Raw genomic sequence first — 26154 nt, 5'->3', positions numbered from 1 at the left:
TAGGGGCACACTGTTCGCCCCACATTGTGAGGAAGCATCTTATGAGCCGCATCGCCGACCGCGTTACCGCATACGCCGCGCCCCTTGCCGAGCAATTGGGGCTGACTTTATGGCATGTTGAGTTTGGCAAAGAGGCCGCAGGCGCAGTGTTGCGTCTGACCATTGACAAGCCTGGCGGCATCGGCACCGATGACTGCGAGCAAATGAGCAAAGCCATTGATCCTTGGTTGGATGAAGAGGACTTTATTCCCGGCGCATACTCATTGGAAGTATCCTCCCCCGGCATCGAACGTGTGTTGTACACCGATACGCAGCGCAAGCAGTTTATCGGCACAGATGTTGATGTCAAACTCTACAAAGCCGTTGACGGAAAACGTACTTGGCAAGGTGTATTAACTGCCACGGACGAACAGATTATCTTACAATGCGATGACGGCGAAAAAACATTTGACAGAGCCGATGTCGCACAAATAAAAGTACAATACAAGGAGTAAATAATGAACGCAGAATTTTTTGATGCGCTGGCGCAATTGGAAAAAGAAAAAAACATCCCCAAAGCCTTTATGCTGGATAAAATTTCACAAGCTGTCGCCGTTGCTGTACGCAACGATCCAGATGTCGGCGGTGAAAATGTCGAGCTAGAACTTGACGAAGAAAATAAAACCATGCGTGCCGTTGTGCTCAAAGAGGTTGTTGAGGAAGTTGAAAATCCGGCGTTAGAAATTTCGCTCGAGTTGGCGCGTGAAAAAGATCCTCTGCTCAATGTCGGCGATATGTTGCGCACACCGGTTGACCCGATGTCATTTGGGCGCATCGCGGCCCAGACGGCAAAACAGGTTATCGTACAGGGCATCCGTGAAGTTGAGCGCGGCATGATTTTTCAGCAATACGCCTCCAAAGAGCATGAGATTTTGACCGGCATTGTTACACGCATTGACCCACGCGGCAACGCTTATCTGCGTATGATCGACAGCGACGAGGAAGGTAATACGCAAATGGTACTACCGCAAAGCGAGCAAGTGCGCGGCGAAGAATTGCCCGAAGGCTCTTACGTTAAGGTATATGTCGCCGAGGTGCGCGAGTCAACGCGCGGCCCACAAGTCTTTATTTCTCGCACACACCCCGGGCTTGTCAAGCGCTTATTTGAACTCGAAGTGCCCGAAATTGCCAATGGCATCGTTGAAGTCATCAATGTTGTGCGTGAGGCGGGCAATCGCACCAAAATGGCAGTACGTTCGCTTGACCCAAATGTTGACGCCGTCGGCGCATGCGTCGGCAATCGCGGCGCACGGGTCAACAATATCGTTGACGAGTTAAATGGCGAAAAGGTTGATATTATCCCATACAGTGATATCGATGAAGAATATGTAGGCGCCGCGCTGTCGCCGGCACGTGTAAGCGAGGTGGAGATGATAGGCGACGACCCCAAAGCCTGCCGCGTCATTGTGCCGGACGACCAACTGTCACTCGCTATCGGCCGCGCCGGGCAAAACGCCAGGCTGGCAGCACGTTTGACGGGCATTAAGATTGATATTAAATCGGAGTCCTACGAAATGTAGGGGCAAACTTTGCCTGTCTCACCGACGCCCCTAATGCGGGAGTAACTGGGGACGGCTGCCCCTGCGAAAGGTTATATTATGCCGAACACCGTACCACACACACCCATCCGTCATTGCATCGCTTGCCGAAAGGGCTTGCCCAAAGGCAAACTGTTGCGCATAGCGCGCCTGCCCGACAATTTTATCGCCCTTGATAGCAACGGAAAAGCGCAAGGCCGCGGCGCATATGTTTGTCCGGCAACGGTTTGTGTGCAAAAAGCACAAAAAAGCCGTGCGCTGGAGCGACAATTCAAACGACAGATTGACATAGCTGTCTATGAGAACTTGATGGAGAAGTGCAGTGACAGACAAACGACTTAGACTTTTAGGCTTATGCAGACGCGGCGGCATGCTGATAACGGGAGAAGAAGCTGTCGGCAACGCGGCACGGCAAACACACAGTGTAAAGTTAATTGTAGTCGCAAACGATGTGTCTGACAACACACGCAAACGCGTGGAGGCGCACGCCCGTGCCGGCAACATACCACTGCTTGAACTGCCGCACAACCGCAAAATATTAGGTCACGCGCTGGGCCTGGCACACTGTGCGTGTGCCGGCGTAACCGACAAAAAGATGGCGCAGCAAATACAGCAATTGTTAGATTGAACGCAGAGGAGTGCAATATGGTAATCAAATACCGGGTCCATGAGGTGGCAAAAGATTTCAAAACAACCTCAAAGGCAGTGACCAACATTTTAACCGAATATGCGACAACGCCAAAAAATGTGCAGCAGGCGTTGTCTGATGACGAACTTAATTTGGTGTTCGAGCACATCACACAGAACAACCAAATTGATGATATTGCCATCGTATTCGCTGAAACATATCACGAGCCGGAGCCTGTAGCGGTTGAAGAACCTGCCGTTGCGGATGCCGTCGCAGAACGTGACGACTCAGGCGCAGCGCAAACGGCCGAAGCAAAAACCAATATCCCCAAGCAACCTAAACAACCTCGTAAAGAAACTGTCAAATTCGAGCCCGCCAAACCAACTGTTGGCAGCTCAGAAATTATCACCGATGCTGCGCCCGCCGATAACCGTAAGAGCGGTACGCGTACCGTTGATACACGCAGCGGTGCAGTCAACCTTGATAGATACGATGAGCGCATTGACAAGTTTGTCACCAAGGATATGGAGAATCAAAAAGGCGGTATGCAAAAGATTGCCCGTAAGGGCGATCGCCGTCCGGCTGTTATCAGCCAAAAGAAGCGGCAGGAAGACCGCGACAGAATGCGCCGCTTGCAGCTTGAAGCCTTAAAGAAACAGCCCATTACCGTCAAAATCGGCGAGGAAATTTCAGTCGGTGAACTGGCGTCTCGTATGAAAAAAACAGGTGTCGAAGTCGTCAAACAACTCATGAAGCTCGGCGTTATGGCAAGCGTCAGCCAAATCATTGACCACGATACTGCGGCAATGGTTGCCATTGAAATGGGTGCCAAAGTCGAGCGTGAAATTGTCGTCACCATTGAGGAGAAACTGATTGACGACAGCGTTGACGTTGATGAAAATCTCGAAGCACGCGACCCGGTTGTCGTTGTTATGGGTCACGTTGACCATGGCAAAACTTCACTACTCGACAGCATCCGCAAGGCCGATGTTGCCGAAGGCGAAGCCGGCGGCATTACACAGCATATCGGCGCCTATCGCGTCACAGTGGGCGACCATAAGATTACCTTCTTGGATACGCCGGGTCACGCGGCCTTTACCTCCATGCGGGCGCGCGGTGCTAAAGTGACCGACGTTGCTATCCTTGTCGTTGCCGCCGACGACGGTATTATGCCGCAAACCATCGAAGCCATCAACCACGCCAAAGCGGCCGAAGTGCCGATTATCGTTGCTATCAACAAGATGGATAAACCTGAAGCCAACCCCGATCGTATCAAGCAACAACTCACCGAACACGGCTTGGTCAGCGAAGACTGGGGCGGCGAAACCATTATTTGCCCTGTCTCAGCCAAGAAAGGCGACGGCATTCCGCACTTGCTCGATATGGTGCTACTCACGGCTGAAGTCCAACAGTTGCGCGCCAACCCCAACCGCTTGGCAAAAGGCACCGTCATCGAAGCGCGGCTGGATAAAGGCCGCGGCACGGTAGCGACCCTGTTGGTGCAAAACGGCACACTAAAACAAGGCGACTTGATTTTGGCGGGTACATCAGTAGGCAATGTGCGCGCTATGACCAACGAAAATGGGCAGCCATTAAAAGAAGCCGGCCCCAGCGTGCCGGTCGAGATTACCGGTCTGTCCGAAGTACCGGGCGCGGGCGACCCCTTCTTTGCCGTCACCGACGAGCGCATGGCGCGCGAGTTAGTTGACCAACGCAAGGACGCCGAGCGCGACGAACGTAACCGCAGCGCAACAGCCGTGTCGTTTGACAACCTCTTTGACCAAATTAAAGAGGGGCAGCTCAAAGAGTTACGCCTGCTCATCAAAGCCGATGTACAAGGCTCAGCTGAAGCGCTCAAAGCCTCGCTCGAAAAGCTGTCCAACGATGAGGTGCGCATTAAAATCATCCATACTGGCGTCGGTGCCATCAGCGAAAGCGACATTCTGCTAAGTGCTACAAGCAACGCCATCTTGATTGGTTTTAACGTACGTCCTGATCCGTCAGCGCGCGACAGTGCGGCGCGAAATAACGTTGACATCCGCCTCTACCGTGTCATTTACGAATGCATCGAAGAAATGGAAGCCGCCATGAAAGGGCTGCTTGACCCGAAATTCGTTGAAGTTGTCCTCGGCCGTGTCGAAGTACGCCAAGTCTTCAAAGTCACAGGTGTGGGCACAGTCGCCGGCTGCTATGTTACCGACGGCAAGATTGTACGCAATGCCTCGGTACGCTTACTGCGTGATGGCGTGGTCATCCATGAGGGCATACTCGAATCGCTTAAACGCTTCAAAGACGACGTGCGCGAAGTAGCTACAGGCTACGAGTGCGGTATGAACATCGAGAAATATAACGACCTCAAAGAAGGCGATGTCATCGAGGCGTATGAGATGCAACAAGTCGAGTAATGCACGAACCCCTAATCATCAACGGCATACAACAGCTTACCGATGATCTGCCGATTGTCACACAAGGCGATGGTGATCACTACATCGGCTATGACGACATCGGCGAGAGTTATTCAGGCAATCGCAAGTATGCGCTTGCCGAAAGGGATGCGCTTTTTGCTGCTGAAATTGCCAAGCAAACGGGCGATGGCATATGTTTAGACTTAGGCTGCGGCGATGGTTGTTTAACTGTTCCCATGGCTCAGTTTGGCGTACGTGTGATTGCCGGCGATATCTCCAACAATATGATACAAATTCTGCAACGCCGTGCCGAGAAAAACAATATTTCGTTGGACACTGTAATGCTTTGCCGCATGAATGCGCTTCATATACCATTGGCTGGCGGCAGCGTACGCAGTGCGGTGTGCAACAGTGTTTTGCATTTGATTTCACGCCCCGAAAAAGTCATCAGTGAAATCCACAGGGTGCTGGAGCCCGGCGGTGCGTTTATTTGCCGTGACGACCTCCCCGGCAGAATTGATGTGACTAAACAAAACCTGGAATACCGCCAAATTGCCGATTTTTTATTTTCGCATTACTGGCAATATTTGAATGAGCGCGGCATAACGCCGAAGCGATATAGTTGGAAGTATGACCGCGACGCCATTTGCGCACCGCTGTTCAGCAGCAAGGAAGAGTTTATATTGCCATACCAAAAAGAGAGCTCTATAACATTCGCCGAAGGGTTTTTGGCGCGTTTTTCGGGCAGGGGATTTTCCGACCAAGTTGATGTACCGCCAGCCTTGCACAATGCCGCGTTGGAAGACACATTGGAAGTCGTCTGCCAATCATTTGGCAATGGGTTCGGCGATGTAGAAACATACTGGGCGGAAGGCGACTTAAAAATTACAATATATAGAAAATAAAGGAGGCAACTGACATGTCTGACCGTATCGACAAGATCAACGATGAGGTGCTGAAAGCGCTATCACAAGCCGTACGCAGCCTCAAAGACCCGCGCCTTGATGGCAAGTTCTACACACTGACCCGTGCCGATGTCAGCCGCGATTTCAGTTACGCCAAAATCCATGTCAGCGTTATGGGCAACGCTTCGGCACAAGACTCTGTCATGGCAGGCTTATCCAGCGCAGCGGGACTGTTGCGCCGTGAGCTTGGCAAAGCTGTGGTGCTGCACAAAACACCGGAAATTAGCTTCATTGCTGATAATTCATTGGCACACAGCGAGCGGATCAACGAGGTTTTGGACAAAGTTTTACCCAAAAATGACGCTTAAACAAATCGCCGATTACTTGCGCGAGCGCGATAATTTTCTGATTGTCATGCACAAAAATCCCGACGGCGATTGTGTGGGCAGCGCCACAGCACTGTGCTTGGCATTACACGCATTAGGCAAACAAGCATACATCTTGCCTGATGATGATATGGGCACATTGCTCACGTCGTACACAGCGAATTTGCTTGCGGCTGACAACTTCGTGCCGCAATATACCGTGGCAGTCGACGCAGCTGACAGCACTCGCTTCAACGCCCAGGCCCCCAAGCACTTCGACCTCGCTATTGACCATCACGCCTCACATAAGCCATTTGCCACACACACCTACGTTGATGGAGCTCTTGCAGCGTGTGGAGAAATTGTTTATCAACTTATTATAGGATTTGGCGTTGAAATCACACAGCGTATCGCTGAATCGCTCTATGTTGCCATTGCAACTGATACAGGTTGCTTTAAGTTTGGCAGCACAACACCAAACACCCACCGCATTGCCGCTGCATTGATGGAAACAAATTTTGATTTCGCCAGCATAAATCGAAAATTTTTCGAGCAAAAGAGCTTGGCGCAGATTAAACTGGAGCAAGCCGTTTATGCCGATATAGAAACATTTCATAACGGCACAGTCATTGTACTGAAAGTGACGCTAGATATGCTAAAAGGCTTAACCTCCGATGATACCGACTCGCTGCCGGGCTTGGCGCGTGCCATCGCGGGCTGCCAAATCGGCATATTGATACGCGAACAATCTAGCGGCGAAATCCGCGTATCGGTACGAACAGTCCCCCCCCATAACGCCAGTGACATTTGCGCAAAACTCGGCGGCGGCGGCCATAAAAGCGCGGCAGGTGCCACTTTCAAGGGCACCTTAGCACAAGCACGAGAGGCCATTTTGGCCGCAATAGAAATGGCCTAATCATCGCTACCCGGCACATAATTCTCAACACCCCGCTGTTTGACGGACTTGAACAGGAGATAAAGTAACACCCTATGAGCATGCTTAATGGCTTCCTCATCATCGACAAACCGCAGGGCTGGACCAGTCACGACATCGTTGCCAAAACACGCGGCATTCTGCGCACCCGCGCCATCGGCCATGCCGGCACACTCGACCCGCTGGCCACCGGCGTACTGCCACTTTTAATCGGCGGCGCAACAAAGGCACTTGACTATCTGCCCAACGGCAAGGCGTACATCGCAGTCCTGCGCGTCGGCATTGAAACCGACACGCAGGATATTACCGGCAATATTACAGCAATGTCGGATACCCGCCCGCCAAATGGCGCGTTGGAAGCATTGTTACCGTCTTTTACAGGTGAACAAAAGCAAATTCCGCCTATGTATTCCGCCATTAAAATCGGCGGAAAAACACTGTACAAAGAAGCACGCGCAGGGCGCGAAGTCGAACGCCCTGCACGTGATGTTGTGATTGAAAAACTGGAATTACTATCGCAAGACGGCGATGAATACACAATCGAAGTCCACTGTTCGGGCGGCACGTATATCCGCACGCTGTGCCACGATATCGGGCGGCAGTTGGGCTGTTTGGCTGCAATGACCGGCTTGCGGCGCACCATGGCGTGTAACTTTACGCTCGATGACGCAGTGACATTAGACGCTGTTAGCCCCGACATGCAGCTGTTGCCGATTGATACAACGGTTTTTGCGCAATATCCCGCCATCACAGTAACAACCGCCGACATGACGAATATTAAGAACGGAAAACCGATCAGGGCTAATGCAGAATGCAGAATTAAGAGTGCAGAATTAACGAGGGTTTACGCGCCTGATGGGCAGTTTATCATGCTCGGACGAGTTGACGATGGGTTTGTGAAGCAAGTGAAACGGTTTGGCGTAGTGTAGGGCGAACCTCGTTCGCCCGTGGCATCTTCGCCCCTACCCCGGCAACACATCGCTAAACATTATCGTATTCACCGACATCTTCTGTTCGTCACTCAACGGCGCAAGTGTGCCGTTGTTGCTTAAAATCTCCAACGCACGGGTCAGAACCGATTGACTTGACAGGCAATTGGTGTTGTATATACGGCACAACTCCTGCATATGCGGCGGATATTGCGGCTTATTCAGCGCGTAAATTTCGCTGTCCAATTCACGCCCTGCCGCCGCTAACTCAGACGGCATAGCCGGCAGCAAGTTTTCAAATTCATCGCGAGTTTGCGTTGTTACCACCATATTAACCATGTCGCCACCGCCATATTCAACAAGATAACCCTTGCTGTACAATCGTTGGAATGCCTCGGCATTTTCGGCGGTTTTTGTCATCTTGCCCGTCATGGCGCGGTATAAATTCTCGTAATCCGAGACCCAGTTGTCGCGCCAAGCGCCGGTACGGCTGTCGTAATACGTGTCCAGCGACCAGCCAAGTACAGGCTCACTATCGCCTTTACGCGTCATGTCGCCGCACGCGCTGTACAAGCCATCGCTATCGGCAGCACCAATTGCGGCACAAGCGATATACGCGCCGCCATCTTTGCGAGCCACGATATATTTTCCAACATCACCATTAGACCCGTGCCGCAACTTTGCCCGACAAGCATACACCACAGCAAGCCAGCGCAGGAAATTGATATCTCCGTGCGGCGTGTACGTTTGAGGCAAGCCGTTGCCAATTGCGTCAAACAACAGCGGCACATACTGCTCGCAAACCATTTCGGCGTATTTAACGTACAGCTCATGCGCGCGTTTATCGGTGTCAGACGATGTTTGGCTGATAAAAATATTGGTCAAATACTTGCCGGTGGGCTGTTTGTCCATAAAGCCGTTATCTTCGAGTACGGCAACTTCGTCTTCAACAAACGCCGCAGGTACGCCGAGAGTTTCGGCAATTTCGGAAATACTTTTCGCCTGCCAATACGCCGCGTATGCCACGTTTTGCGCAAGCCGTTTTGCCAGGTAATAGCTTGTGTCTTTGCCCTCCGGACCGGGGTTACCGTCATGCCCCATGCTGCTGAATTCAATCGGTGCAATCATTTGCTTGTTCATAGTAAAACCCTCTCTAATCTGTTTTCGTGCATCGTGCAGATGCCACTTGACAGTTCCGAGCGGAATTTTCAGGCGTTTCGCAATTTCGCCTTGTTTTAAGCGGTCAAAATAGTGCATGACCACAATATCCCGCTGGGTTTTGCCCAAATAAGAGATTTGGCGCCGCAATCGCAAGTAATCTTCGTCGTTCTCCAAGTTTTCGGTAAAATCCGCACCGCTCGGCACATTCACTTCGTCAAGCGAAATGCTCCGCCCCTTAACCTCCTCATCAACAAACCGCGCATACACATGGCACGCCACCCGCCAGATATACCCGTTGATATTATGCACGGCATCGGCTTTTAACAGCGAATTGTACACGTCAAAGGTAATTCTTGCGGCGAGTTCTTCGGCTTTGTCGATGTTTTGCGTTTTGGAGAGCGCGAACCCGAATATCTTTTGCGTATATTCGGCAATCACTTGGTCGACGTAGATTTTTTGCATTTGCTTATCCCCATTTGGCACGATTTCGGACTGTCATTTATATAGTGAGGGATTTTACAAAAAGGTTGGGCGGCTTTTATTTACTCACAACTCCATTGCCGCAATCAATGCCGCCGCTTGTAAGCCGTGTCCTTCGACATTTGGGTGTGCGCCCACGCCGTCGAGCAATTCCCGTTCGGCGATTTCTGTCACCTGTGGCACACGCACCGCATGTGACACAGATTGCGCCAGACGTTTAATTTCACTGCGAAAATGATCGCTTTCAGGCAAGTTCCAGCACAAGTCGTTGACGTATAGCTTTGTGCCGTGGCGATTAAACGCCGCAATCAGCAGGTCAATTTTGCGCGTAAACTCCGCTGTGTCGGTCGGAAAATGGCTGTCATTGTAGCCGAGTGAAAATATCGCGGTATCGACTTTTGCCATAATTTCCAAAATTTCGTCGCTGATACCGACCAGCCGCAAGCCGTTGTTGGCGTAATTATTCAGCACATGCCCGTCTAAATCGTTGTAATATCCCATGCCGCAAAGGGTAACCGGTTCATCAGTCAACGCTGTGATGGTGATTGCCGAGCCGCCAAGTTTTATCGGCTCGCTTCTCAACCCCTTCTTACCCTCTTTCGCAAAAGAGGGTGTCACCGCAGTGACGGGTGTTTTTCCCCCGTTGCTTACGCTAAAATCTCCGCTTCCCGGCGCAGCATACACATACGCATATGCGTACGGCTCGCGCAATGCTATTGTCAAACTATCGCCTTTTTGCTGTGATTGTAATGCAAACGTACCAAGGAGTTTGCCGTCGCGCAACTCTTGCCACGGCGTGTTTTGCGTAATTTGGTGCAACTCATCGTATCGGCCGCCGGAATTCCACATCGACGATTCCATAGAAGCGTAACCGTAGTTTTTCAAACCGTAATTCTGCATAAGTTTGCGCTTAACAACGCCGATATAGCTTTGCGCGGGAATATCGGGGCAGTTCGCGCCATGGGTAATGCTGTCACCAAAGACAGCAATGGCGCGGTTATTAAAATGGTCGCGACTTGTGAGATTCATAGGCTTTCTCCTCTATTTCTTGACAACCGTATTTACATACGCTATATTAAAAGCATACGCTCGTGCGTTATGTTCTATGGCTCACGTGATGCAAAAGAATATATTTAGCAAAGGAGAGCGCAAAATGTCAGGACAAAAGAGTTATGCCACAATCGAAGACGCAATAAACGATTTGCTCGAAGGTGAACACAAAGAAAACGCATTAAATCTCGCAGCTTATTTGGCAAAAAACAATGTAAGTCCGAATATGGCCAATTGGGGGAAAGTGCGATATAATGACGAATATAACATCGGCCGAATGGGCGTCGAAGGCAAAAATAATTGGTGCTTTGAAGTGTTTTCTTCTTTGCATTATCAATACGGTTATGTGGATGACGATACGGATTTTGTCACAGCTGTACATGACCGTGTTAGCATTTGTCATACGCCTTGCCACGATGAATGCTGGCGTGCCAAAGATGTGAAAATTTTCGGCAAAGAGTTCAAAAGCGTATGTTCCCAGCACTCGGGAGCATTTGTGAACCCGAACGCAACTGAAATAGGTTATATCAAGAAGCTAATCGAATACCGCAAGAGAGAAAAACCATACGTCCAGCAATATCATTCGTACAACTAATACGCATACTACCCAACAAGCGCAGAAATATCCGCGCTTGTTTTTGCACCTCATCACAACAGTTACGGTAAAATCAACCCAATCTCCCTCGTTTTCAAGGCGTCAATAATATCGCTGATATTCTCAGCACGTTTGTTCAATGTAATGCCGCTCAAAAATTTCATGCCTAAATGATGGCTGTCACTGCCGGCAATCATCCCCAAATTGTTCTGCTCCGCGAAAATAAACGCTTTCTCGTTGACTGTATCAGGCATAGAGACATTGTAGACTTCAATGCCGTCAACCCATTGCGGCATCACAGGATATGGCTCGGGAATATAGTATGCCTCACGATATGGGTGCGCCTGTGCGAGGTAACCGCCATTATCGCGTACAAATTGGCTATACTGTGCCACATCGAGCTTGTCTATGCCGGGATTGGCAAGCAAACAATCAATCGAAACGCCGTAAGTCAAAAAATCCAACCCATCAATACTGTATTCAAAGCCAAAAAAGACGTCCAAGCCGCACTTGTCGCCCTCCTTCTTCGCCTCATGATAGCCGATGGAATTTAGTTCAATCAGCTTCGCCCACGGCAGATCTTTGGCGTGCGTGACGTAACTGTTGATAAAATGATTGGTAATAATAATCCCCGCATAGCCTCGGCGCTTATACTCGCGCACCTGTTCAACAGCCGTTGCGCTTGCGCATGCACTGACTTCAGACGTATGCATATGGGTTTCGTATTTGTATTTCTCTCGCCCCACATCCGCAGATGTTACTGTCTGCGACAACACACTGCTAATGCCCATGACACTCCGCGCACTTCCCATCACACCCAACAATCGGCACAGGGTCGATGCCTTGCCGGCGATAATAATCGGAAATTGCCGCCTTAATGCCCTCTTCAGCCAACACCGAGCAATGCATTTTAGCAGGCGGCAAGCCGTCAAGCGCCTCAGCTAAACGTTTATTGGTCAGTTGCAATGCCTCTTCAATGCTCTTGCCTTTAATCAACTCCGTCGCCATTGAACTGGTCGCCACCGCTGCGCCGCATCCGAAAGTCTGAAATTTAACATCAATAATCATATCATTTTCAATTTTAAGATAAATTTTCATAATATCGCCGCACTTCTGGTTGCCGACCTCGCCGACACCGTTGGCATCGGCAATTTCGCCAATGTTGCGCGGACTGTTAAAATGCTCCATAACTTTATCGCTGTACATGTATATATTTTCTCCTTAGTATGTTATTTCTGTCACGCATCTAGCTATTCGTGGCATAAATGCTTCCTATTCCGGCCTCAACGGTGACATCGCCCGCAGTCGCTCAACAACAATCCGTAATTTTTCAACAATATATTCCACATCGTCATCTTCCGTGCTTTCGCCAAGCGATAATCGCAACGAACCATGTGCCACTTCATGCGATATGCCCATTGCCAATAATACATGCGACGGATCAAGCGACCCACTTGAACACGCCGACCCGCTCGACGCACAAATGCCGTGGCTGTCGAGCAGCAGTACCATCGACTCACCCTCAATATATTCAATGGTAAACGACGCCAATCCCGGCAGTCGCTCAATTGGGTGACCCGTCAGTGTAGTATAGGGGATTTGCAATACGCCTTTAATCAATTTGTCCCGCAGCGCAACCAGCCGCTTACTTTCGGCATCCATGTTATCAACAGCATACTGCAACGCCGCTGCCATGCCCACCGCGCCCGCAACATTTTCCGTACCTGAACGCTTATTGCGCTCTTGCCCGCCGCCGTGCAGCAATGCGCCGATTTTCGTGCCTTTTTTGATCACCAACGCACCAACACCGCGCGGCCCGCCGAACTTATGCGCCGCCATTGACAGCAAATCGACACGCGAGGCGTCAACTGCAATATGCCCGACGGCCTGCACCGCATCGGTGAAAAACGGCACGCCCTTCTCACGGCAAATATCGGCCATCGCATCAACATCTTGGATTGTACCGACCTCATTGTTTGCCGTCATGCAAGTTGCCAGCACAGTATCGTCGCGCAAAGCGTCGCACATCGACTGCGGTGTGACCATACCGAACTTGTCGCAGGGCAGCACTGTTACTTCATAGCCATGCGATTTTTTCAGATATTCCACAGCGTATAATACAGCATGGTGCTCAATGGCCGACACAACAATATGCTTGCCGTCGCGCTTTTCAGCAACCCCTTTCACCGCCCAATTTCCTGCCTCAGTGCCGCCCGACGTGAAAAAGACTTCCTCGGGTTTAACGTTCAAGCAATCGGCAATTGTGCCCCGTGCTTGTTCAAGCGCACGGCGGGAATATCCGGCAATGCTATACATCCCGTTTGGGTTGGCGTAATGCTGGGTCAAAAACGGCATCATGGCCTCACGCGCCGCTGCGCATAACGGTGCAGTCGCCGCATAATCAGTATAAATAATGGGTTTGGTCATAGACTCTCCTTTGTGTATATCGTAGGGACAGATAGCAATCCGCCCATTGCACAAATATATAACGGGGTGATGGCACCGCCTCTACATAGTTTACCCTATTCTTTGAATAAAATCAAGTACTTAATGTCGCCCCCGGATAATAATGCGCCAAAATCTCGCGCCACCCGCTGCCATCCGTGGCCATAGCAATCGCACCCTGTTGACTCATACCCACACCATGCCCCCAGCCGCGCACACTAAACGCAAATCCATCCCCATCTACACTGATTGTAAAATTCGCTGAACGCAACCCTACCAAGTTTCGTAGCTGCACGCCACGCACACTTACACCACCAACGCTTGCCTCCATAATGCCACCTGTCGTGCTCCGCTCAACACCGGTAATCCATGCATCCGGCGCAGCAGACAAATCAGCCTCAGGCCACTCAACCAAAGCCTTGGCACGAAAGTCGGCAACAGCAATTGTCACCTCACTTGCAAACCCGTCCGCGTCCGCGCATCCCGCACTCTCTACCCCCGACAAATATGGGTGGTCACCACCCCAAACATCGACAATATTCTCAGTATGGCCCGCGCTGATGGCATGATACACTGCCAAAATCGGCGCGTCACGATACAACAGTACCATACCGTCAGTCCCACGAATAGCTCGTTCAAATATAGTCTGATTATATTCGGCATCAGTATACGCCGCCCAACGTTCCATAGCCTCATCGCGCGGACGGAACGCCAAGCAATGCGTATGATGGGCGCAAATATCCGCGCCGCTCTCATGCAGATCCCACTCGCGATTCCGTTCGATATTTCGCAACGCAAACGTCCGAATGGCAACCACTTGCGCCTTCAACGCGTCAAGCGGTGCTGTAGGCTCCATCTCACCTCCCAATACCGAAAAAATATAGTCACTCATGGTCATGGTCGCCACCGATCCATCGGACAGCTCTACATTGATGGTGGTTTGAGCGTCCCAAAGCGTCTCTTCACCATCATTTAAAATATCCGAATTGGCCCCTTCCGCGGGTGATGGTCTATCGGATATCATAACGTTTTTTCCACCTCGCAGCACCGTAAATAACGGCATAACAAAAACCACCACAAGCAACAGTGTAGTTAAGATAATCAATCGTTTAAGCATACATTTTCCTCCGTATGTAAGCACACCCTGCAACATTATATTCAAGCCTGTCCACAATATACTTGTAAATCCATCCAAACTATGATATGCTACATATAAGCATTGGAGGGGTCATTATGAGCCTATTTTTACTCAGCCTGATTTTTGGCATCGCAGGCGGCACGCTGCGAGCCTTAGAATTGCGAAACGCCTTTGGCGATATTGACGCCGTCGGACGTATGCCTGAACCTTGGCATGTCTTAACCATTGCCATGATTTCCCTATCAGTTGTCTTCGTGGCATTGGCGTGGGTGTTTTCACGGCGAGAGAGTAAGCTCATACCACAAATATTCCCGCGACTGCTCCGTCTGTTGGCGGGTTTGGTACTGACCACCACGGCCGGCTATGAACTCTACCTTGCCATTACTATAACACCACGCGCCGAATGGTCGCAACTGCTCTATGCGCTGTTGTTCTTGCTGGCGGGGCTGGCCGTGTTGATGGCTTCTGTCAATGCCCTGCGCTGCAAAGAGTTTCAATACAGCCTGGCTTATCTAATTCCTGTCTTTTGGAGCTGCTTCCGGTTGATGAACGCCTTTTTTCAACATGCCGCCAACCCCATCGCCAACAGCTACATCTATTCTCTGTTCAGCGACATCGCGTTGGCATTGACACTGTTGTTTTTCGCCGGCTGCTATTTCGCTAACAGGCGCGGCAAGACCTTGCGTTTCGCGGGCGGACTGGCATGTTTTTTTGGTATAGTCAGTTTTCTTTCACCGTTACTTTACCGCATGCAAAACACGGCACTATCCACTCTACCGCATGTCGGCTTTTCACGGACATATCCATTTAACCGCGAGGCAATGCTTGTCGATTTGGGTGTATTCGCCTTTACAGCACTGTTCGGTGCAGCGGCGCTATTGACCGACGGTAAAATATCCATGACCGCCGCCGAAGAGCTTCCTTCCGAAAACATTTACCCCGGCGTACCGCCAATAACATCCGATCCACCGTCATCAGCCGAGTTCATTGTGGAAAACACGTCCCCGCGCCCACCGCAATCTACAACCTTATCCACAAATGACACACAGCATGATGACATTAGCATGCCGATGGCACCACGCGAACCCGAACAACACGTCGAAGAAGACATCTCTATGGACGACATCAACGCCATGCTCACACGTCTGGGCATCGACACAACTGAGGAGGAATAGCGCCATGCCCGCCACTTCCGTTGAACAACTGCAAGCCTTGCCGTACGGCATTGTCGCCCTACACGTCACCAGCGGCCGTCCTGTTTATGCCAACGCAACGGCACTTGAAACATTAAGTGTGACAACGCTTGACGCCATGGGCCGTTGGTCAATTTCCTGCCGCCCCGATGTCGTTGACCCGCCGTTGTTTGATGCCGTGGCCATTGTCGAAATTACTGACCAACCCCGTGTACGTCTGCAAGGCACATGGGTGCCATTGCCATTAAATGACATTAGCGACAGCGACGCGCTGGCACTTTTTGTATTGCACCTCACGCCATTGGTACATCCGTGGCGACAAATGCTCAAAGAAATCGCGGCAATGGACAGCGCTTTGCCACTATTAGCTGCCCCTGCTCCTGCCGAAAATCTCCGACCTACAGCAAAATGCCATCACAACCTTGACGAACACGATGAACGTCTGCTGTGGGAACGGGCACGCTTTGCCGCACTGACATGGGCTATTGAACAAGGCCCGCGGGCGGTTTTGCTGTGGGATGCCGAATCTGGTGTTGTCAATTATGCATCGGAAAACATTGAAAAATGGGGTCTCAGTGCGCCCATTTATATGGATGAATGGCTCAAACTGGTACACCAGGATGATCTGCCTGAACTAAAAGGCGGACGCGCGCGCTTAAGTAATCCGGACGCTGACATCACCGTCTGGTCGTACCGCATCCGCGGCAACGATGACGCAATACTCACCATTGGCGAGCATTCACGCCGCGTACCGGCGCCTGACAATATCGCATTGGTCTGCACAACATTAGAAAACCGCACACTACCCACCGCGCGGCGCAACATAGACCCATTGCGAGAAAGCCGTGGCGGCACGCGCAGATGAGCGCCGAAATCGCGGCGTGCCGAGATCGCCGCACTCTGCAAAGAGGCGCAAAGTTAGCCATCGCAACCGTGCTGACGTTTGCTTTTTTCAGCATATTGACAACCGTCGTCGACAACACTGTACGACGCGACCACTGGCATACAACGGCACTTTTAGCGCCCACTCCGTTTAACACCTATTCTTTACAAGCCGAGCGTTGGTGGCAAGGTCACTTAGATTTGGGTCAACTCTGCGACAGTTGCCAACAACACCTTTATCATCGCTGTCAAGACTTCTACGGTCTGGAGCTTGCACGCTTCAACGGGCAATATTTCAACAGTTTCCCACCCGTGCCAACCGCCACGCACTTTTTGCTCTATCCCATCTTCGGTTTACACCAGCCTGACCGGGTTATCGGTCTATTATATTTGCTCACAGGCGCGGTTTTCCTCGCGCTTTTTTTAATGCGGCATATGAATGAACGCGCGGCAATATTTTGGGCATTTTTCGCCGCATTCGGCAGCAATTTTCTGCCTATCACTGTCCACGGCGGCATATGGTATTTGGCGCAAAATATGGCATTCATGTTCTGTTGTCTGGCACTGTGGGCAATTGATTCGCCCAAGCCAAAACTTTGGCCATCGGCGTTTTTATTTTGGGCGTTGGCGGTAGGTTGTCGACCGTTTCAAGCAATTTATCTGCCGTTGTTGGTGTGGTGGCTGTGGCGAAACTGCAAACAATACGCGAGCGACCATAATGATGTGCCGAGCGCACAGGGGCGTATTCCCCACAAAATATTTGTATATTGCATTATCCCTGTTGCCGTCGTCGCCATTGCGTTGATGTCATTGAATTTTGCGCGTTTTGGCAATCCGTTGGAGTTTGGTCATAATTTCCTGCCTGAGATGCTCAACGCGCCGTATGGGCAATTTAGCTGGCGATATGCTTTCATTTCGGGCAACAATCAAGCTGCCAGCAATTTGGCTGCTGTATTGCGTCTGCCCAACATTGAAGGCGGACAACTTATCTTTCCGGCGTTTGACGGCTTCTTCTTCCCACTGGCAAATCCGATTTTTATTGCAGCGTATGCGTCAGTATTTGCGCTGGTGCGCAAACAGAAGATAGAGGATAGAGAACACGGGATAGAGCGAGAGCGTGGATTTTTTTGGATGGTACTGGGGCTCTCCACACTCCAAATGCTCCTCTTTCTTTTCCACACATCCAACGGCGGCTGGCATTTTGGCGTACGATATTTCGCAGACGCCATACCGTTTTTGGTATTGCTCATCCTCGCGCGCAAAAAAACAGCACCACGCATTGCTGACATGGTGTTGTTTGTATTGGCAATTTCATTACAGATATATGGCACGCTGGGGTGGTTGGGGGATTGGTGGCGATAGGGCGGCCGTGCACGAGGCGCGACAGACTAGAACAACCCCGCAATCTCTCCGCCGCCACTCACATCAATCATTTCCGCCGACGGCACTTTCGGCAATCCCGGCATGGTAATCATATCGCCTGTCATTACGACAACGAAGCCGGCGCCTGCCGACAATTTTACACCACGTACCGTCATGGCAAAGCCGCTCGGCGCATTGCGCAATGTTGGTGTATCGGAAAAAGAATACTGCGTCTTGGCAATGCAGACGGGCAAATCACCAAAACCTTGCTCTTGCAGCCGTGCCAACTCTTTTTCAGCGGCAGGCATGAATGCCGTGCTTGCCGCACCGTAGTAACCCTCAGTCAGAGCGATGACTTTATCTTTCAACGGCAATTTTAAGTCATACACAAACCCGCAAGTCGGCTTGTCCATCACGTCAATGACGGTTTGCGCCAACGCCATCATGCCCTTGCCGCCCTGCGCGTGACCCTCGGCGAGTGCCACGGGAACACCACGCTCTGCGCATGCGTCGAGCAATGCGGCAATCTCTTCTTGGCTGTCATTGCCGAAACGATTGATCGCCACAACCGCAGGCACACCAAGCTTTTGCGTGACGTTATCGTAATGCCGCCAAAGGTTATCAAGTCCTCTAACCAAGGCATCGACGTTGGGCTGCCCAATGTCTTTTTTCTCGACCCCGCCGTGGAACTTCAACGCCCGCATTGTGGCAACAATCACGCAAACGGACGGCGCAATGCCCGCCGAACGGCACTTGATATCGATAAACTTCTCAGCGCCCAAATCAGCGCCAAACCCCGCTTCGGTGACGACATAATCGGTCAACGATAACGCCAACTTCGTCGCCGACACGCTGTTACAACCATGCGCGATGTTGGCAAACGGTCCGCCGTGGATAAACGCAGGCGTATGTTCCATCGTCTGCACCAAATTCGGCAAAATGGCATCACGCAACAACGCCGCCATGCTACCCTGCGCACGCAAGTCGCCGGCCGTGACAGGTTCACCGGCGCGATTGTATGCCACAACAATGCGCCCCAGCCGCTCTTTCAAGTCAGCCATATCAGTGGCAAGGCACAGAATCGCCATGACCTCGCTGGCAACGCTAATCTCAAACTTATCCTGCCGCGGGAATCCATTGGGCTTGCCACCGAGCCCTACAACGCAGTCACGCAAAGCGCGGTCATTCATGTCAAGGCAACGTTTCCAACTAATTGCACGCACATCAATATCCAACGCGTTGCCGTGATGGATATGGTTGTCCAACAACGCGGCGAGCAAATTATTCGCTGCCGTAACGGCATGAATATCACCCGTGAAGTGTAAGTTGATGTCCTCCATCGGCACGACCTGCGCCATGCCGCCGCCCGCCGCACCGCCTTTGACGCCGAAAACAGGCCCGAGCGACGGCTCTCGCAAGCACAGCGACGTATTCAGCCCCAACTGCGACAGCCCGTCGGCAAGCCCGACGCTCGTCGTCGTCTTGCCCTCACCCGCAGGCGTCGGCGTAATGGCACTGACCAAAATCAGTTTGCCTTTGGGTTTGCGTTCTGCGGCGCGCACTTTGGCCTTGTACTTGCCGTAACACTCCAACTCATCAGCCGTCAAGCCAACCTTTTCGGCGATTTTCGTAATGGGCTGCATGGTACAACTGCGAGCGATTTCGATGTCGGTTCTCATGATATTTTCTCCTTTGTACGCCTATTGTGGTAATGTAATAGTCACCGCCGATGGCGGTAGCGCGTCAAACTCTGCGCGAAGGCGTGTAATAATCTGCCATCGCAAATCTTCCCGCACCCCACCTGCCGATTGCTCAAATGGGTCGCTTTCGCCTTGCGCCCATTCAAAGTATAAATCGATGTCAAGGTCGAACGGCCCTTTATTCCAACGATACAATCGATGGAAACCAACATCATCGCCCCACGGGCTGTCGTAATACACCAAGACATCGGGAAACCCGTTGCCATCAAAATCAATTATGTTAAAATCCATCGCCCACAGCGTCCACACCTGCCGTTGATCCCATTCCGTTTGCCCCAAATCTCTGGGGTGCAAATGCAGAATTGTTGACGGCATATTGCGCCACTCCCCATCTCGGGTTAACAAAGAACCTACCATCTGATTGCTGTGAAAAAATAACGGCGATCGCGACGGCAACACAAACTCAGATGGCGTATCCCATCTCACCGCATGGAATGTTTCTGTATCCTGATTATACACCCCAAAATAGTCGGAAAACGCCTGCACTGTCACCAACCGCCGCACAAACGCCTCAATCTTCGCCACAGCCGATGCCTCCGTACCGTCCCACACCGTCCAAGGCGGCAAAATAATCTCTACCGTTGACGGTAAACTTGCAAAATATGCAAGGATGTTTTTGGTGATTTCTTCTGCCAATTCGTCCATACGAAGTTCGTAAATTGCCACAAGAAGGTCGTCATCAAAATAGTCTTCATCGTGTTGCGGAAACGCAGGAAAATACGCCATCAAATGCGCCGCAGAAGCAAAATCCATGCCCTCATCTGTCATTGTCACATAATAATATGTGCCACCCCCCCACCAATGGTGCGATGGTCCGTTATCACGCAAAATCAAATTGCCCTGATTGTCATTAAAGAAATTCAAATGCCCGCCCTCAAACACCTCGCGATACTCGCCGTCAATAAACTGATACACCACCGAGAACATATGAGAACTTCCTACCGCTAGAAACATCACAACAATCACCGGCTCATCGCTATCATCGAGGTCGAAAAGGAAAAAATTACTTGCGCTGCCGTCATATTCAACCGTATGCACTTCATCATCGCCGTCCCACGACCACGAATACTCAAATGTTCGCAGAAATATCCCATCGGTAATCAGCTCACCGTCACGGTCGAATACGATAACATCTTCTTCGCTCCAAGTGCTACTCTCAAAATGCTCACCGCCAAAGCGACCACCGGTAAAATACAACGGCGGTTGCGTCAACTCGTCAACATAGGCCCAATAACCGTGCGTTCTGGCATAAAACGCGCCGCTATCCATATCATAAAAGCCGTCATACACCGAAAACATCGTCACAAACTGCCGCAAAAAAAGCTCTGCCTCTGCTTCGCCGCCTCTCGGCAAAACTTCCGGCGGCCGTGTTGTATGTACCGCGCCTTCCGGCATATCCTCTTGCACCACAAAAAACACAATGCCCACCGCAAGTCCAAACGCACACACCACAGTCGCTGCAAGAATAATCATAATTTTCTTCATGGATGGCTCCTTTATATGTAGGGCTCCCCCCGTCCCCGTTTCTGCATTATTAATTACAACCTGCCTGCGGCGGCCAACGTATGCTTCATCAACATCACCCGCGTCATGGGCCCAACGCCGCCGGGTACAGGCGTGATATAGCTTGCCACTTTCTCCACGCCTTCAAAATCCACATCGCCTGCCAGCTTGCCGTCAGAAGTTTTATTCATGCCCACATCAATTACTACCGCCCCCGGCTTGACCATGTCGGCAGTAATCAAGTGCAATACACCGACAGCCGCGACCAAAATATCGGCACGGCGCGTCACCTCAGCAAGGTCTTTGGTACGCGAGTGCGCCACTGTCACCGTGCCGTGCTTTTGCAGCAACAACATGGCCTGCGGCTTGCCCACAATGTTGCTCCGCCCGACCACAACACACTCTTTGCCGGCAATATCAATACCGTACTCTTCCAGCAGCAACATCACGCCCGCCGGCGTGCCCGGCCAAAAGCGCGGCCTGCCAATCATAAACAGTCCAACATTTTCGGGGTGGAAACAATCGACATCTTTTCGCGGATCAATGGCTTGCAGCACTGCCGCCTCATCAATATGTTTCGGCAACGGCAACTGGCACAAAATGCCGTCAACAGCACTGTCGGCATTGAGCTTAGCAATCAATGCCAGCAATTCTTCGGTTGTCGTTGCGGCAGGCAAATAGTGCGCATGCGGCGTAATGCCGCACTCTTCGCAGTCGCGAATCTTCCATTTAACGTACACTTGCGACGCGGGGTCGTCGCCGACAAGCACAATAGCAAGCCCCGGCTTACGTGCCATACCGCCAACTATTTTGGCAATTTCTTTCTTATGTTTAGCAGCAATCGCCTTCCCGTCCAGTAATATCGCCATTAATTATTCCTCACTGTCATCATTATCGTCAATTTCCAACACATCGGGCAGGTCATTGATATCAACCAACTCATGCGCTTCGGGCATAGACTCAGCCATCTCAGCGGCAACCTCCTCAACATCGACTTCGATAAACGCAACATCATCTTCGTCTGCAGTTTCATTCACTGACACATCAACTTGCGGCATGTCATCGTCAGACGCATCGGTTTGCGAGGCAGTGGAAACAATATCCTTTTCAACAGGCTCGGCAATTGCCTCATCATCGCAAGGCGCACTATCCTCATCACATGGTGAGTCAGCCACGACAGATGCGGCAACCGCCGCCGGCGTCCGCAACAATAGCAACATACCAATCACACCAATCGCCGCCATACCAATCGCAACCGCCAAGCTGGTATTCACGCCACCGACAAACAGCACATAGCTCGGCGCACGCATCGTTTCAAATACCGCACGACCTGCGCCATACCACACCAAGTACATCATAAATACTTGCCCATTGCGCGTACGCTTTTTGGACAACACGTGCAGCACAATCAGCCCTAAAATACACCACAATGATTCATATAAGAACAGCGGATGCACATAGCTGTACGCCCCATCAGCTTGCATGATACCCATACGCCACGGCAAAGCCGTTTCAATGCCGTAGACTTCTTGATTAATAAAATTGCCCCAACGCCCTACAGCCTGCCCGATCAACAATCCGAGCACGCCGAGGTCAAACATGGCCAACGTGTCAATTTTGCGCACACGACAAAAAATCCATGCCGTCAATACCGCACCAAATATCGCGCCGTAGATAGCAACTCCACCATCCCATACGGCAAAAACGCTGCCTAGCGTTTCCCAGAACCCCTCAGCACCGCGTGTCGTCGCATCCCAGTTAAACGCCACAAAATAGAGCCGCGAAGCAATAATCGCAGCCGGCAACACAAAAAACATCATGTCGAGCAACTGCTCTTGCTTGATGCTCATCTTTGGTGCGCGTTTCATACAATACAACAGCGCAAGCACCACACCCAGTGTGATAAGTACGCCGTACCACTGAACAGGCAACCGCTCAGTCACGGCGCGCTCGATTTCAACTTGGAATCCAAAGCCGGGAAAACGAATTGGTGGCATTGTTTGTACCTTCTTTCTTATTGTTTTTTATGTATATAGGGGAGCACCCCCCGCCCCTTACAGGGCACCCCCTTTCAAAGAAGGGGGCAAAGAACGCAATGCAAATCCCACCCCCCTTTCGACAAGGAGGTGGCGGACTTTTGACATTTCGCTTGTTGGCAAAAGTCGATAGTCCCGCAGAGTTGGGAAGTTATACCTACCCCGCAGGGTCAATCCGCGACAAACACATCCGCTCAGCCGATAACATTGTATCCAACCGCGCCATCACAGCCTCAATTGTCATATTCTCAAAAATTTCGGGAAACGTAAAGGCGTCACGCTTATTAAAATGCGCATTCATCGCATTGCGGCACAATGCTTCACTGTCGTCAAGTTGCCGCAGCCATTGTCCATATGCTGCACGTTTAAGCCGCACAAAGTGAGCAGTGTCTACACCCGTTTTTTTCACGCGTTGCCATTCATCCAGCAACGCTGCTTGAAACGCCGCAGGGTCGCGGCTCTCACCACCAAACAACCCGCACGCGCCGCCCGAAAAGCCGAAATAGCCATACTGATAGTTATCATTGATCAACCCCTCGGCGTACAGCCGTGCATATAACGGGCTGGACTTACCTGCAATCAGCTCGCACGCCAAATCACTTTCCAGTTCAGCGCAGAAGCTATCGTAGCTTGATGGCGACAACTTGCACCCCAACATGAACAGCGGCAACCCTACAGCCATGTGTTTTTGATAGACAGACATTTTTGCCTTGGCGTGGTTCTCATTGCCGTATTCACGCACCACATCGCCCACCGCAGGCGCACCGCCCGGCACAGCCTCGGCAATGCGGCAAACTTCGTCAATATCAACATCACCCGCCACGCACAACGCCATCTGCGCGGGGTTGTAGAAGTGTTGATAACAGGCATTCAGTGTTTCGTCAGTAATTTTTGCAACCGAGTCCTGTGTGCCCGCAATCGGCACACTGATGGGATGTTCGGCATATAATCCCGTCAGCATATTATAGAAAATCATGCTGTGCGGGCGGTCTTCAATCATCTTAATTTCTTGCCCGATAATGCCTTTTTCCTTCTCGACCGTTTCCGGCGTAAAGTACGGCGTGTTAACAAAGGTGAGCAACGCCGTCAAATTCTCCGCAAAGCGCGAGGTACATTCAATCAAATAGGCCGTTAAATCGACTGACGTATAAGCGTTGGGGTTGGCGCCGTTTGCCGCCAGCGTTTCCAGTGCATTTTGCCCGTCGGGCATATCGAACATCTTATGCTCCAAAAAGTGCGCCACCCCGTAGGGCGTATGATGCGTCACGCCGTTGGCGGTAAAATTCACGTCCACGCCGCCATAATGCGTACCATACAGCGCAAACGTCTTATGATATCCCGGCTTTGGCAGAACATACACATTCAGCCCGTTGGACAACACACGATGATGGATGGCTTGGTTTAATTTGTTATTCATCATGACCCATCACCTCGCAAAAAATAAACCGTATCCAACGACATACCTTGCGCCGCTTGCGCCACCTGCTCAACCGTCACAGCGCGGCACAGTTCAATAAATTCTCCCGCACTGTACTTAAATCCACCCACAGCCTGTCCCAGCGCAAATTCTTCAAGCTCAAACGGGCTGTCCTCAACTGCCGTGTACAACGTTTCAACGGTATTAAACGCCGCTGTCATTTCATCTTGTGTAATATCGCCATCACAGCACTTTTTCCATTGTTCCAAAATCTCTTTGAGTGCCTTGTCGTACTGCCCAAAGTCAATACCTGCCTGCACAAACATAATACCCTTCCATTTATCAATCACCGACTGCGCAAAGTAACACAGCGACAACCTTTCGCGCACATTGACAAACAGTTTTCCTGTCAAGCTGCCACCATAGACCATGTTTGCCATAAATGCAGCGGGAAAATCATCCAACGGCGTACGAAACCCCAGTACAAGATTACCCTGTCCCACATCCATGCGCTCTTCATGCGTCCGCGTTTTCTGCGCCGCCGGCACAATTTGCGTACTGGTGATTTCAAGTACACTGCGCGGCAAAGCTTCTAATTTTCTTCGCAGCAATCCCTCAATCCTCGCCCGTGGCACGGTCCCGCAGTAAAAAATTTCAATTTGCGACGTTGCCAGTACATCCTGCCACGCTTGATATAATTGCTCATTTGTTATATTGGATGCAACATCACGCTGCCCCAAGCTATGGATACCGTACGCTTCATGACTGCACATCAACGCGGTTGCAGCGTGACGAGCATATCCGATTTTGTTGTTGATCAACGCATCAATCTTGTCAACCAAATTGCTTTGTTCGCTATCGAAATAATCGGTTTGAAATTTTTTGCCGTCCTGCACGGGCAATAACAGCGTATCACACAGTAAGCTCAACACATTTTGTAATTGCGCCTCACCATCGGGCGTGTACGTGCCGTCAACAAAATCGGCCTGTAAGCCGATACACTGTACTTCGCCTTTTTTGCGTACCATCGGCGTAATCTTGGCGCCATACAGCTCATCTTGTCGTGCAGCGTATTGCTCCATGTTGGGATAGTCTTGCGTGCCGCGGCGCAAAATAGATGGCAGCATTGCGTTCTGCGATGCCGTTTGTGCATTTAGATTGCGCAATAAATTCACCGATAAACAACTGCTCTTGAATTTTTCGGTTTGCACGGCGGTGAGATATACACCGGGCATAATGGCTATGCGTGTCATAAAGTTTCTCCAATATATAAGTTAAAAAATTGCCGAATCCGCTTCGCGGATGCTTTCTCTGTGTTCCTTACAATATCATGTTCATTCGCCAAATCATTATACAACACATTGCCATATTTTTCAAGCGCAACCGAAT

25 protein-coding genes are annotated in these 26154 nt (G+C 51.0%); 13 read left to right on the top strand and 12 right to left on the bottom strand.

Going from position 1 to position 26154, the window contains the following annotated elements; genetic code table 11:
- Nucleotides 1-41: 41 nt before the first annotated feature.
- From FWE06_02375 to truB, 9 genes are all read left to right on the top strand, one after another.
- The gene (locus FWE06_02375) at nt 42-494 is read left to right on the top strand and encodes a ribosome maturation factor RimP (protein ID MCL2546027.1); all 453 of its coding nucleotides are present in this window, start codon (nt 42-44) and stop codon (nt 492-494) included.
- Between the two features lie 3 nt (nt 495-497).
- Complete coding sequence (gene nusA / locus FWE06_02370; protein ID MCL2546026.1) at nt 498-1559, top strand: transcription termination factor NusA; 1062 nt, start codon at nt 498-500, stop codon at nt 1557-1559.
- Between the two features lie 78 nt (nt 1560-1637).
- Nucleotides 1638-1919, top strand: coding sequence for a YlxR family protein (locus tag FWE06_02365; GenBank protein ID MCL2546025.1), 282 nt, complete (start codon nt 1638-1640; stop codon nt 1917-1919).
- Nucleotides 1900-2205: a ribosomal L7Ae/L30e/S12e/Gadd45 family protein gene (locus FWE06_02360; protein ID MCL2546024.1), complete on the top strand. Its 306-nt coding sequence runs from the start codon at nt 1900-1902 to the stop codon at nt 2203-2205. The genes FWE06_02365 and FWE06_02360 overlap by 20 nt, the downstream gene beginning before the upstream one ends.
- A 17-nt stretch (nt 2206-2222) precedes the next feature.
- Nucleotides 2223-4610, top strand: coding sequence for a translation initiation factor IF-2 (gene infB, locus FWE06_02355; GenBank protein MCL2546023.1), 2388 nt, complete (start codon nt 2223-2225; stop codon nt 4608-4610).
- Nucleotides 4610-5515: a class I SAM-dependent methyltransferase gene (locus tag FWE06_02350; protein ID MCL2546022.1), complete on the top strand. Its 906-nt coding sequence runs from the start codon at nt 4610-4612 to the stop codon at nt 5513-5515. The genes infB and FWE06_02350 overlap by 1 nt, the downstream gene beginning before the upstream one ends.
- A 14-nt stretch (nt 5516-5529) precedes the next feature.
- Entirely contained in the window at nt 5530-5883 is a 354-nt protein-coding gene (rbfA, locus tag FWE06_02345; protein MCL2546021.1) for a 30S ribosome-binding factor RbfA, read from the top strand.
- The gene (locus FWE06_02340) at nt 5873-6796 is read left to right on the top strand and encodes a bifunctional oligoribonuclease/PAP phosphatase NrnA (GenBank protein ID MCL2546020.1); all 924 of its coding nucleotides are present in this window, start codon (nt 5873-5875) and stop codon (nt 6794-6796) included. The genes rbfA and FWE06_02340 overlap by 11 nt, the downstream gene beginning before the upstream one ends.
- Nucleotides 6797-6870: 74 nt before the next feature.
- A complete protein-coding gene (gene truB, locus FWE06_02335; GenBank protein ID MCL2546019.1) occupies nt 6871-7743 on the top strand; it encodes a tRNA pseudouridine(55) synthase TruB in 873 nt (290 codons plus the stop codon).
- A gap of 33 nt (nt 7744-7776) precedes the next feature.
- Here truB and FWE06_02330 read toward each other — a convergent pair whose 3' ends face one another.
- Together FWE06_02330 and FWE06_02325 are read right to left on the bottom strand one after the other, a co-directional pair.
- Nucleotides 7777-9366, bottom strand: a complete 1590-nt coding sequence (locus FWE06_02330) for a sigma-70 family RNA polymerase sigma factor (protein ID MCL2546018.1) — start codon at nt 9364-9366, stop codon at nt 7777-7779.
- Between the two features lie 84 nt (nt 9367-9450).
- Nucleotides 9451-10413, bottom strand: coding sequence for an SGNH/GDSL hydrolase family protein (locus tag FWE06_02325; GenBank protein MCL2546017.1), 963 nt, complete (start codon nt 10411-10413; stop codon nt 9451-9453).
- 124 nt (nt 10414-10537) lie between these two features.
- Here FWE06_02325 and FWE06_02320 point away from each other — a divergent pair, with 124 nt between their 5' ends.
- The gene (locus tag FWE06_02320; GenBank protein ID MCL2546016.1) at nt 10538-11029 is read left to right on the top strand and encodes a hypothetical protein; all 492 of its coding nucleotides are present in this window, start codon (nt 10538-10540) and stop codon (nt 11027-11029) included.
- A 62-nt stretch (nt 11030-11091) separates the two neighbouring features.
- Here FWE06_02320 and FWE06_02315 read toward each other — a convergent pair whose 3' ends face one another.
- The 4 genes from FWE06_02315 to spoIID all read right to left on the bottom strand — a co-directional run bounded on the left by FWE06_02315 (nt 11092) and on the right by spoIID (nt 14591).
- The gene (locus tag FWE06_02315) at nt 11092-11820 is read right to left on the bottom strand and encodes a PHP domain-containing protein (protein ID MCL2546015.1); all 729 of its coding nucleotides are present in this window, start codon (nt 11818-11820) and stop codon (nt 11092-11094) included.
- The gene (nifU, locus tag FWE06_02310; GenBank protein MCL2546014.1) at nt 11810-12235 is read right to left on the bottom strand and encodes a Fe-S cluster assembly scaffold protein NifU; all 426 of its coding nucleotides are present in this window, start codon (nt 12233-12235) and stop codon (nt 11810-11812) included. Before nifU ends, FWE06_02315 begins: the two co-directional genes overlap by 11 nt.
- A 66-nt stretch (nt 12236-12301) precedes the next feature.
- A complete protein-coding gene (locus tag FWE06_02305) occupies nt 12302-13456 on the bottom strand; it encodes an aminotransferase class V-fold PLP-dependent enzyme (GenBank protein MCL2546013.1) in 1155 nt (384 codons plus the stop codon).
- A gap of 112 nt (nt 13457-13568) precedes the next feature.
- Nucleotides 13569-14591: a stage II sporulation protein D gene (gene spoIID, locus FWE06_02300; protein MCL2546012.1), complete on the bottom strand. Its 1023-nt coding sequence runs from the start codon at nt 14589-14591 to the stop codon at nt 13569-13571.
- 116 nt (nt 14592-14707) lie between these two features.
- Here spoIID and FWE06_02295 point away from each other — a divergent pair, with 116 nt between their 5' ends.
- The 3 genes from FWE06_02295 to FWE06_02285 are packed head-to-tail and all read left to right on the top strand — an operon-like array spanning nt 14708 to nt 18049.
- A complete protein-coding gene (locus tag FWE06_02295) occupies nt 14708-15787 on the top strand; it encodes a hypothetical protein (GenBank protein ID MCL2546011.1) in 1080 nt (359 codons plus the stop codon).
- 4 nt (nt 15788-15791) lie between these two features.
- Entirely contained in the window at nt 15792-16670 is an 879-nt protein-coding gene (locus FWE06_02290) for a hypothetical protein (protein MCL2546010.1), read from the top strand.
- Nucleotides 16667-18049: a hypothetical protein gene (locus FWE06_02285; GenBank protein MCL2546009.1), complete on the top strand. Its 1383-nt coding sequence runs from the start codon at nt 16667-16669 to the stop codon at nt 18047-18049. The genes FWE06_02290 and FWE06_02285 overlap by 4 nt, the downstream gene beginning before the upstream one ends.
- 26 nt (nt 18050-18075) lie before the next feature.
- Here the strand turns inward: FWE06_02285 and FWE06_02280 are convergent, their stop codons facing one another.
- The 6 genes from FWE06_02280 to FWE06_02255 form a co-directional block, all read right to left on the bottom strand.
- A complete protein-coding gene (locus FWE06_02280) occupies nt 18076-19728 on the bottom strand; it encodes a formate--tetrahydrofolate ligase (protein MCL2546008.1) in 1653 nt (550 codons plus the stop codon).
- Between the two features lie 21 nt (nt 19729-19749).
- Nucleotides 19750-21294 (bottom strand): hypothetical protein, encoded by a 1545-nt coding sequence (locus tag FWE06_02275; GenBank protein MCL2546007.1) that lies wholly within the window; start codon nt 21292-21294, stop codon nt 19750-19752.
- A gap of 53 nt (nt 21295-21347) precedes the next feature.
- On the bottom strand, nt 21348-22181 hold the full coding sequence (folD, locus tag FWE06_02270) for a bifunctional methylenetetrahydrofolate dehydrogenase/methenyltetrahydrofolate cyclohydrolase FolD (GenBank protein ID MCL2546006.1): 834 nt from the start codon (nt 22179-22181) through the stop codon (nt 21348-21350).
- A 3-nt stretch (nt 22182-22184) separates the two neighbouring features.
- The gene (gene lgt / locus FWE06_02265; GenBank protein MCL2546005.1) at nt 22185-23309 is read right to left on the bottom strand and encodes a prolipoprotein diacylglyceryl transferase; all 1125 of its coding nucleotides are present in this window, start codon (nt 23307-23309) and stop codon (nt 22185-22187) included.
- A gap of 196 nt (nt 23310-23505) precedes the next feature.
- Nucleotides 23506-24768: an insulinase family protein gene (locus tag FWE06_02260; protein ID MCL2546004.1), complete on the bottom strand. Its 1263-nt coding sequence runs from the start codon at nt 24766-24768 to the stop codon at nt 23506-23508.
- A complete protein-coding gene (locus FWE06_02255) occupies nt 24765-26018 on the bottom strand; it encodes an insulinase family protein (GenBank protein ID MCL2546003.1) in 1254 nt (417 codons plus the stop codon). The genes FWE06_02260 and FWE06_02255 overlap by 4 nt, the downstream gene beginning before the upstream one ends.
- Nucleotides 26019-26154: the final 136 nt, after the last annotated feature.

The sequence above is a fragment of the Oscillospiraceae bacterium genome (genome assembly GCA_009780275.1).
GTDB lineage: Bacteria > Bacillota > Clostridia > Oscillospirales > UBA929 > WRAI01.
Note: the sequence above shows the minus strand (reverse complement) of the source record. Positions and strands in the feature narration are given on the sequence as shown.

What these genes read in the sequence shown, in the direction of transcription:
- nusA (MCL2546026.1), top strand. Translation starts at nt 498, where the DNA reads ATGAACGCAGAATTTTTTGATGCGCTGGCGCAATTGGAAAAAGAAAAA.
- FWE06_02315 (MCL2546015.1), bottom strand. Translation starts at nt 11,820, where the DNA reads ATGGGCATTAGCAGTGTGTTGTCGCAGACAGTAACATCTGCGGATGTG.
- FWE06_02350 (MCL2546022.1), top strand. Translation starts at nt 4,610, where the DNA reads ATGCACGAACCCCTAATCATCAACGGCATACAACAGCTTACCGATGAT.
- FWE06_02340 (MCL2546020.1), top strand. Translation starts at nt 5,873, where the DNA reads ATGACGCTTAAACAAATCGCCGATTACTTGCGCGAGCGCGATAATTTT.
- FWE06_02260 (MCL2546004.1), bottom strand. Translation starts at nt 24,768, where the DNA reads ATGATGAATAACAAATTAAACCAAGCCATCCATCATCGTGTGTTGTCC.
- FWE06_02275 (MCL2546007.1), bottom strand. Translation starts at nt 21,294, where the DNA reads ATGAAGAAAATTATGATTATTCTTGCAGCGACTGTGGTGTGTGCGTTT.
- truB (MCL2546019.1), top strand. Translation starts at nt 6,871, where the DNA reads ATGAGCATGCTTAATGGCTTCCTCATCATCGACAAACCGCAGGGCTGG.
- FWE06_02320 (MCL2546016.1), top strand. Translation starts at nt 10,538, where the DNA reads ATGTCAGGACAAAAGAGTTATGCCACAATCGAAGACGCAATAAACGAT.
- spoIID (MCL2546012.1), bottom strand. Translation starts at nt 14,591, where the DNA reads ATGCTTAAACGATTGATTATCTTAACTACACTGTTGCTTGTGGTGGTT.
- FWE06_02295 (MCL2546011.1), top strand. Translation starts at nt 14,708, where the DNA reads ATGAGCCTATTTTTACTCAGCCTGATTTTTGGCATCGCAGGCGGCACG.
- folD (MCL2546006.1), bottom strand. Translation starts at nt 22,181, where the DNA reads ATGGCGATATTACTGGACGGGAAGGCGATTGCTGCTAAACATAAGAAA.
- rbfA (MCL2546021.1), top strand. Translation starts at nt 5,530, where the DNA reads ATGTCTGACCGTATCGACAAGATCAACGATGAGGTGCTGAAAGCGCTA.
- FWE06_02305 (MCL2546013.1), bottom strand. Translation starts at nt 13,456, where the DNA reads ATGACCAAACCCATTATTTATACTGATTATGCGGCGACTGCACCGTTA.
- FWE06_02285 (MCL2546009.1), top strand. Translation starts at nt 16,667, where the DNA reads ATGAGCGCCGAAATCGCGGCGTGCCGAGATCGCCGCACTCTGCAAAGA.
- FWE06_02280 (MCL2546008.1), bottom strand. Translation starts at nt 19,728, where the DNA reads ATGAGAACCGACATCGAAATCGCTCGCAGTTGTACCATGCAGCCCATT.
- FWE06_02330 (MCL2546018.1), bottom strand. Translation starts at nt 9,366, where the DNA reads ATGCAAAAAATCTACGTCGACCAAGTGATTGCCGAATATACGCAAAAG.
- nifU (MCL2546014.1), bottom strand. Translation starts at nt 12,235, where the DNA reads ATGTACAGCGATAAAGTTATGGAGCATTTTAACAGTCCGCGCAACATT.
- lgt (MCL2546005.1), bottom strand. Translation starts at nt 23,309, where the DNA reads ATGCCACCAATTCGTTTTCCCGGCTTTGGATTCCAAGTTGAAATCGAG.
- FWE06_02255 (MCL2546003.1), bottom strand. Translation starts at nt 26,018, where the DNA reads ATGACACGCATAGCCATTATGCCCGGTGTATATCTCACCGCCGTGCAA.
- FWE06_02325 (MCL2546017.1), bottom strand. Translation starts at nt 10,413, where the DNA reads ATGAATCTCACAAGTCGCGACCATTTTAATAACCGCGCCATTGCTGTC.
- FWE06_02375 (MCL2546027.1), top strand. Translation starts at nt 42, where the DNA reads ATGAGCCGCATCGCCGACCGCGTTACCGCATACGCCGCGCCCCTTGCC.
- FWE06_02365 (MCL2546025.1), top strand. Translation starts at nt 1,638, where the DNA reads ATGCCGAACACCGTACCACACACACCCATCCGTCATTGCATCGCTTGC.
- infB (MCL2546023.1), top strand. Translation starts at nt 2,223, where the DNA reads ATGGTAATCAAATACCGGGTCCATGAGGTGGCAAAAGATTTCAAAACA.
- FWE06_02290 (MCL2546010.1), top strand. Translation starts at nt 15,792, where the DNA reads ATGCCCGCCACTTCCGTTGAACAACTGCAAGCCTTGCCGTACGGCATT.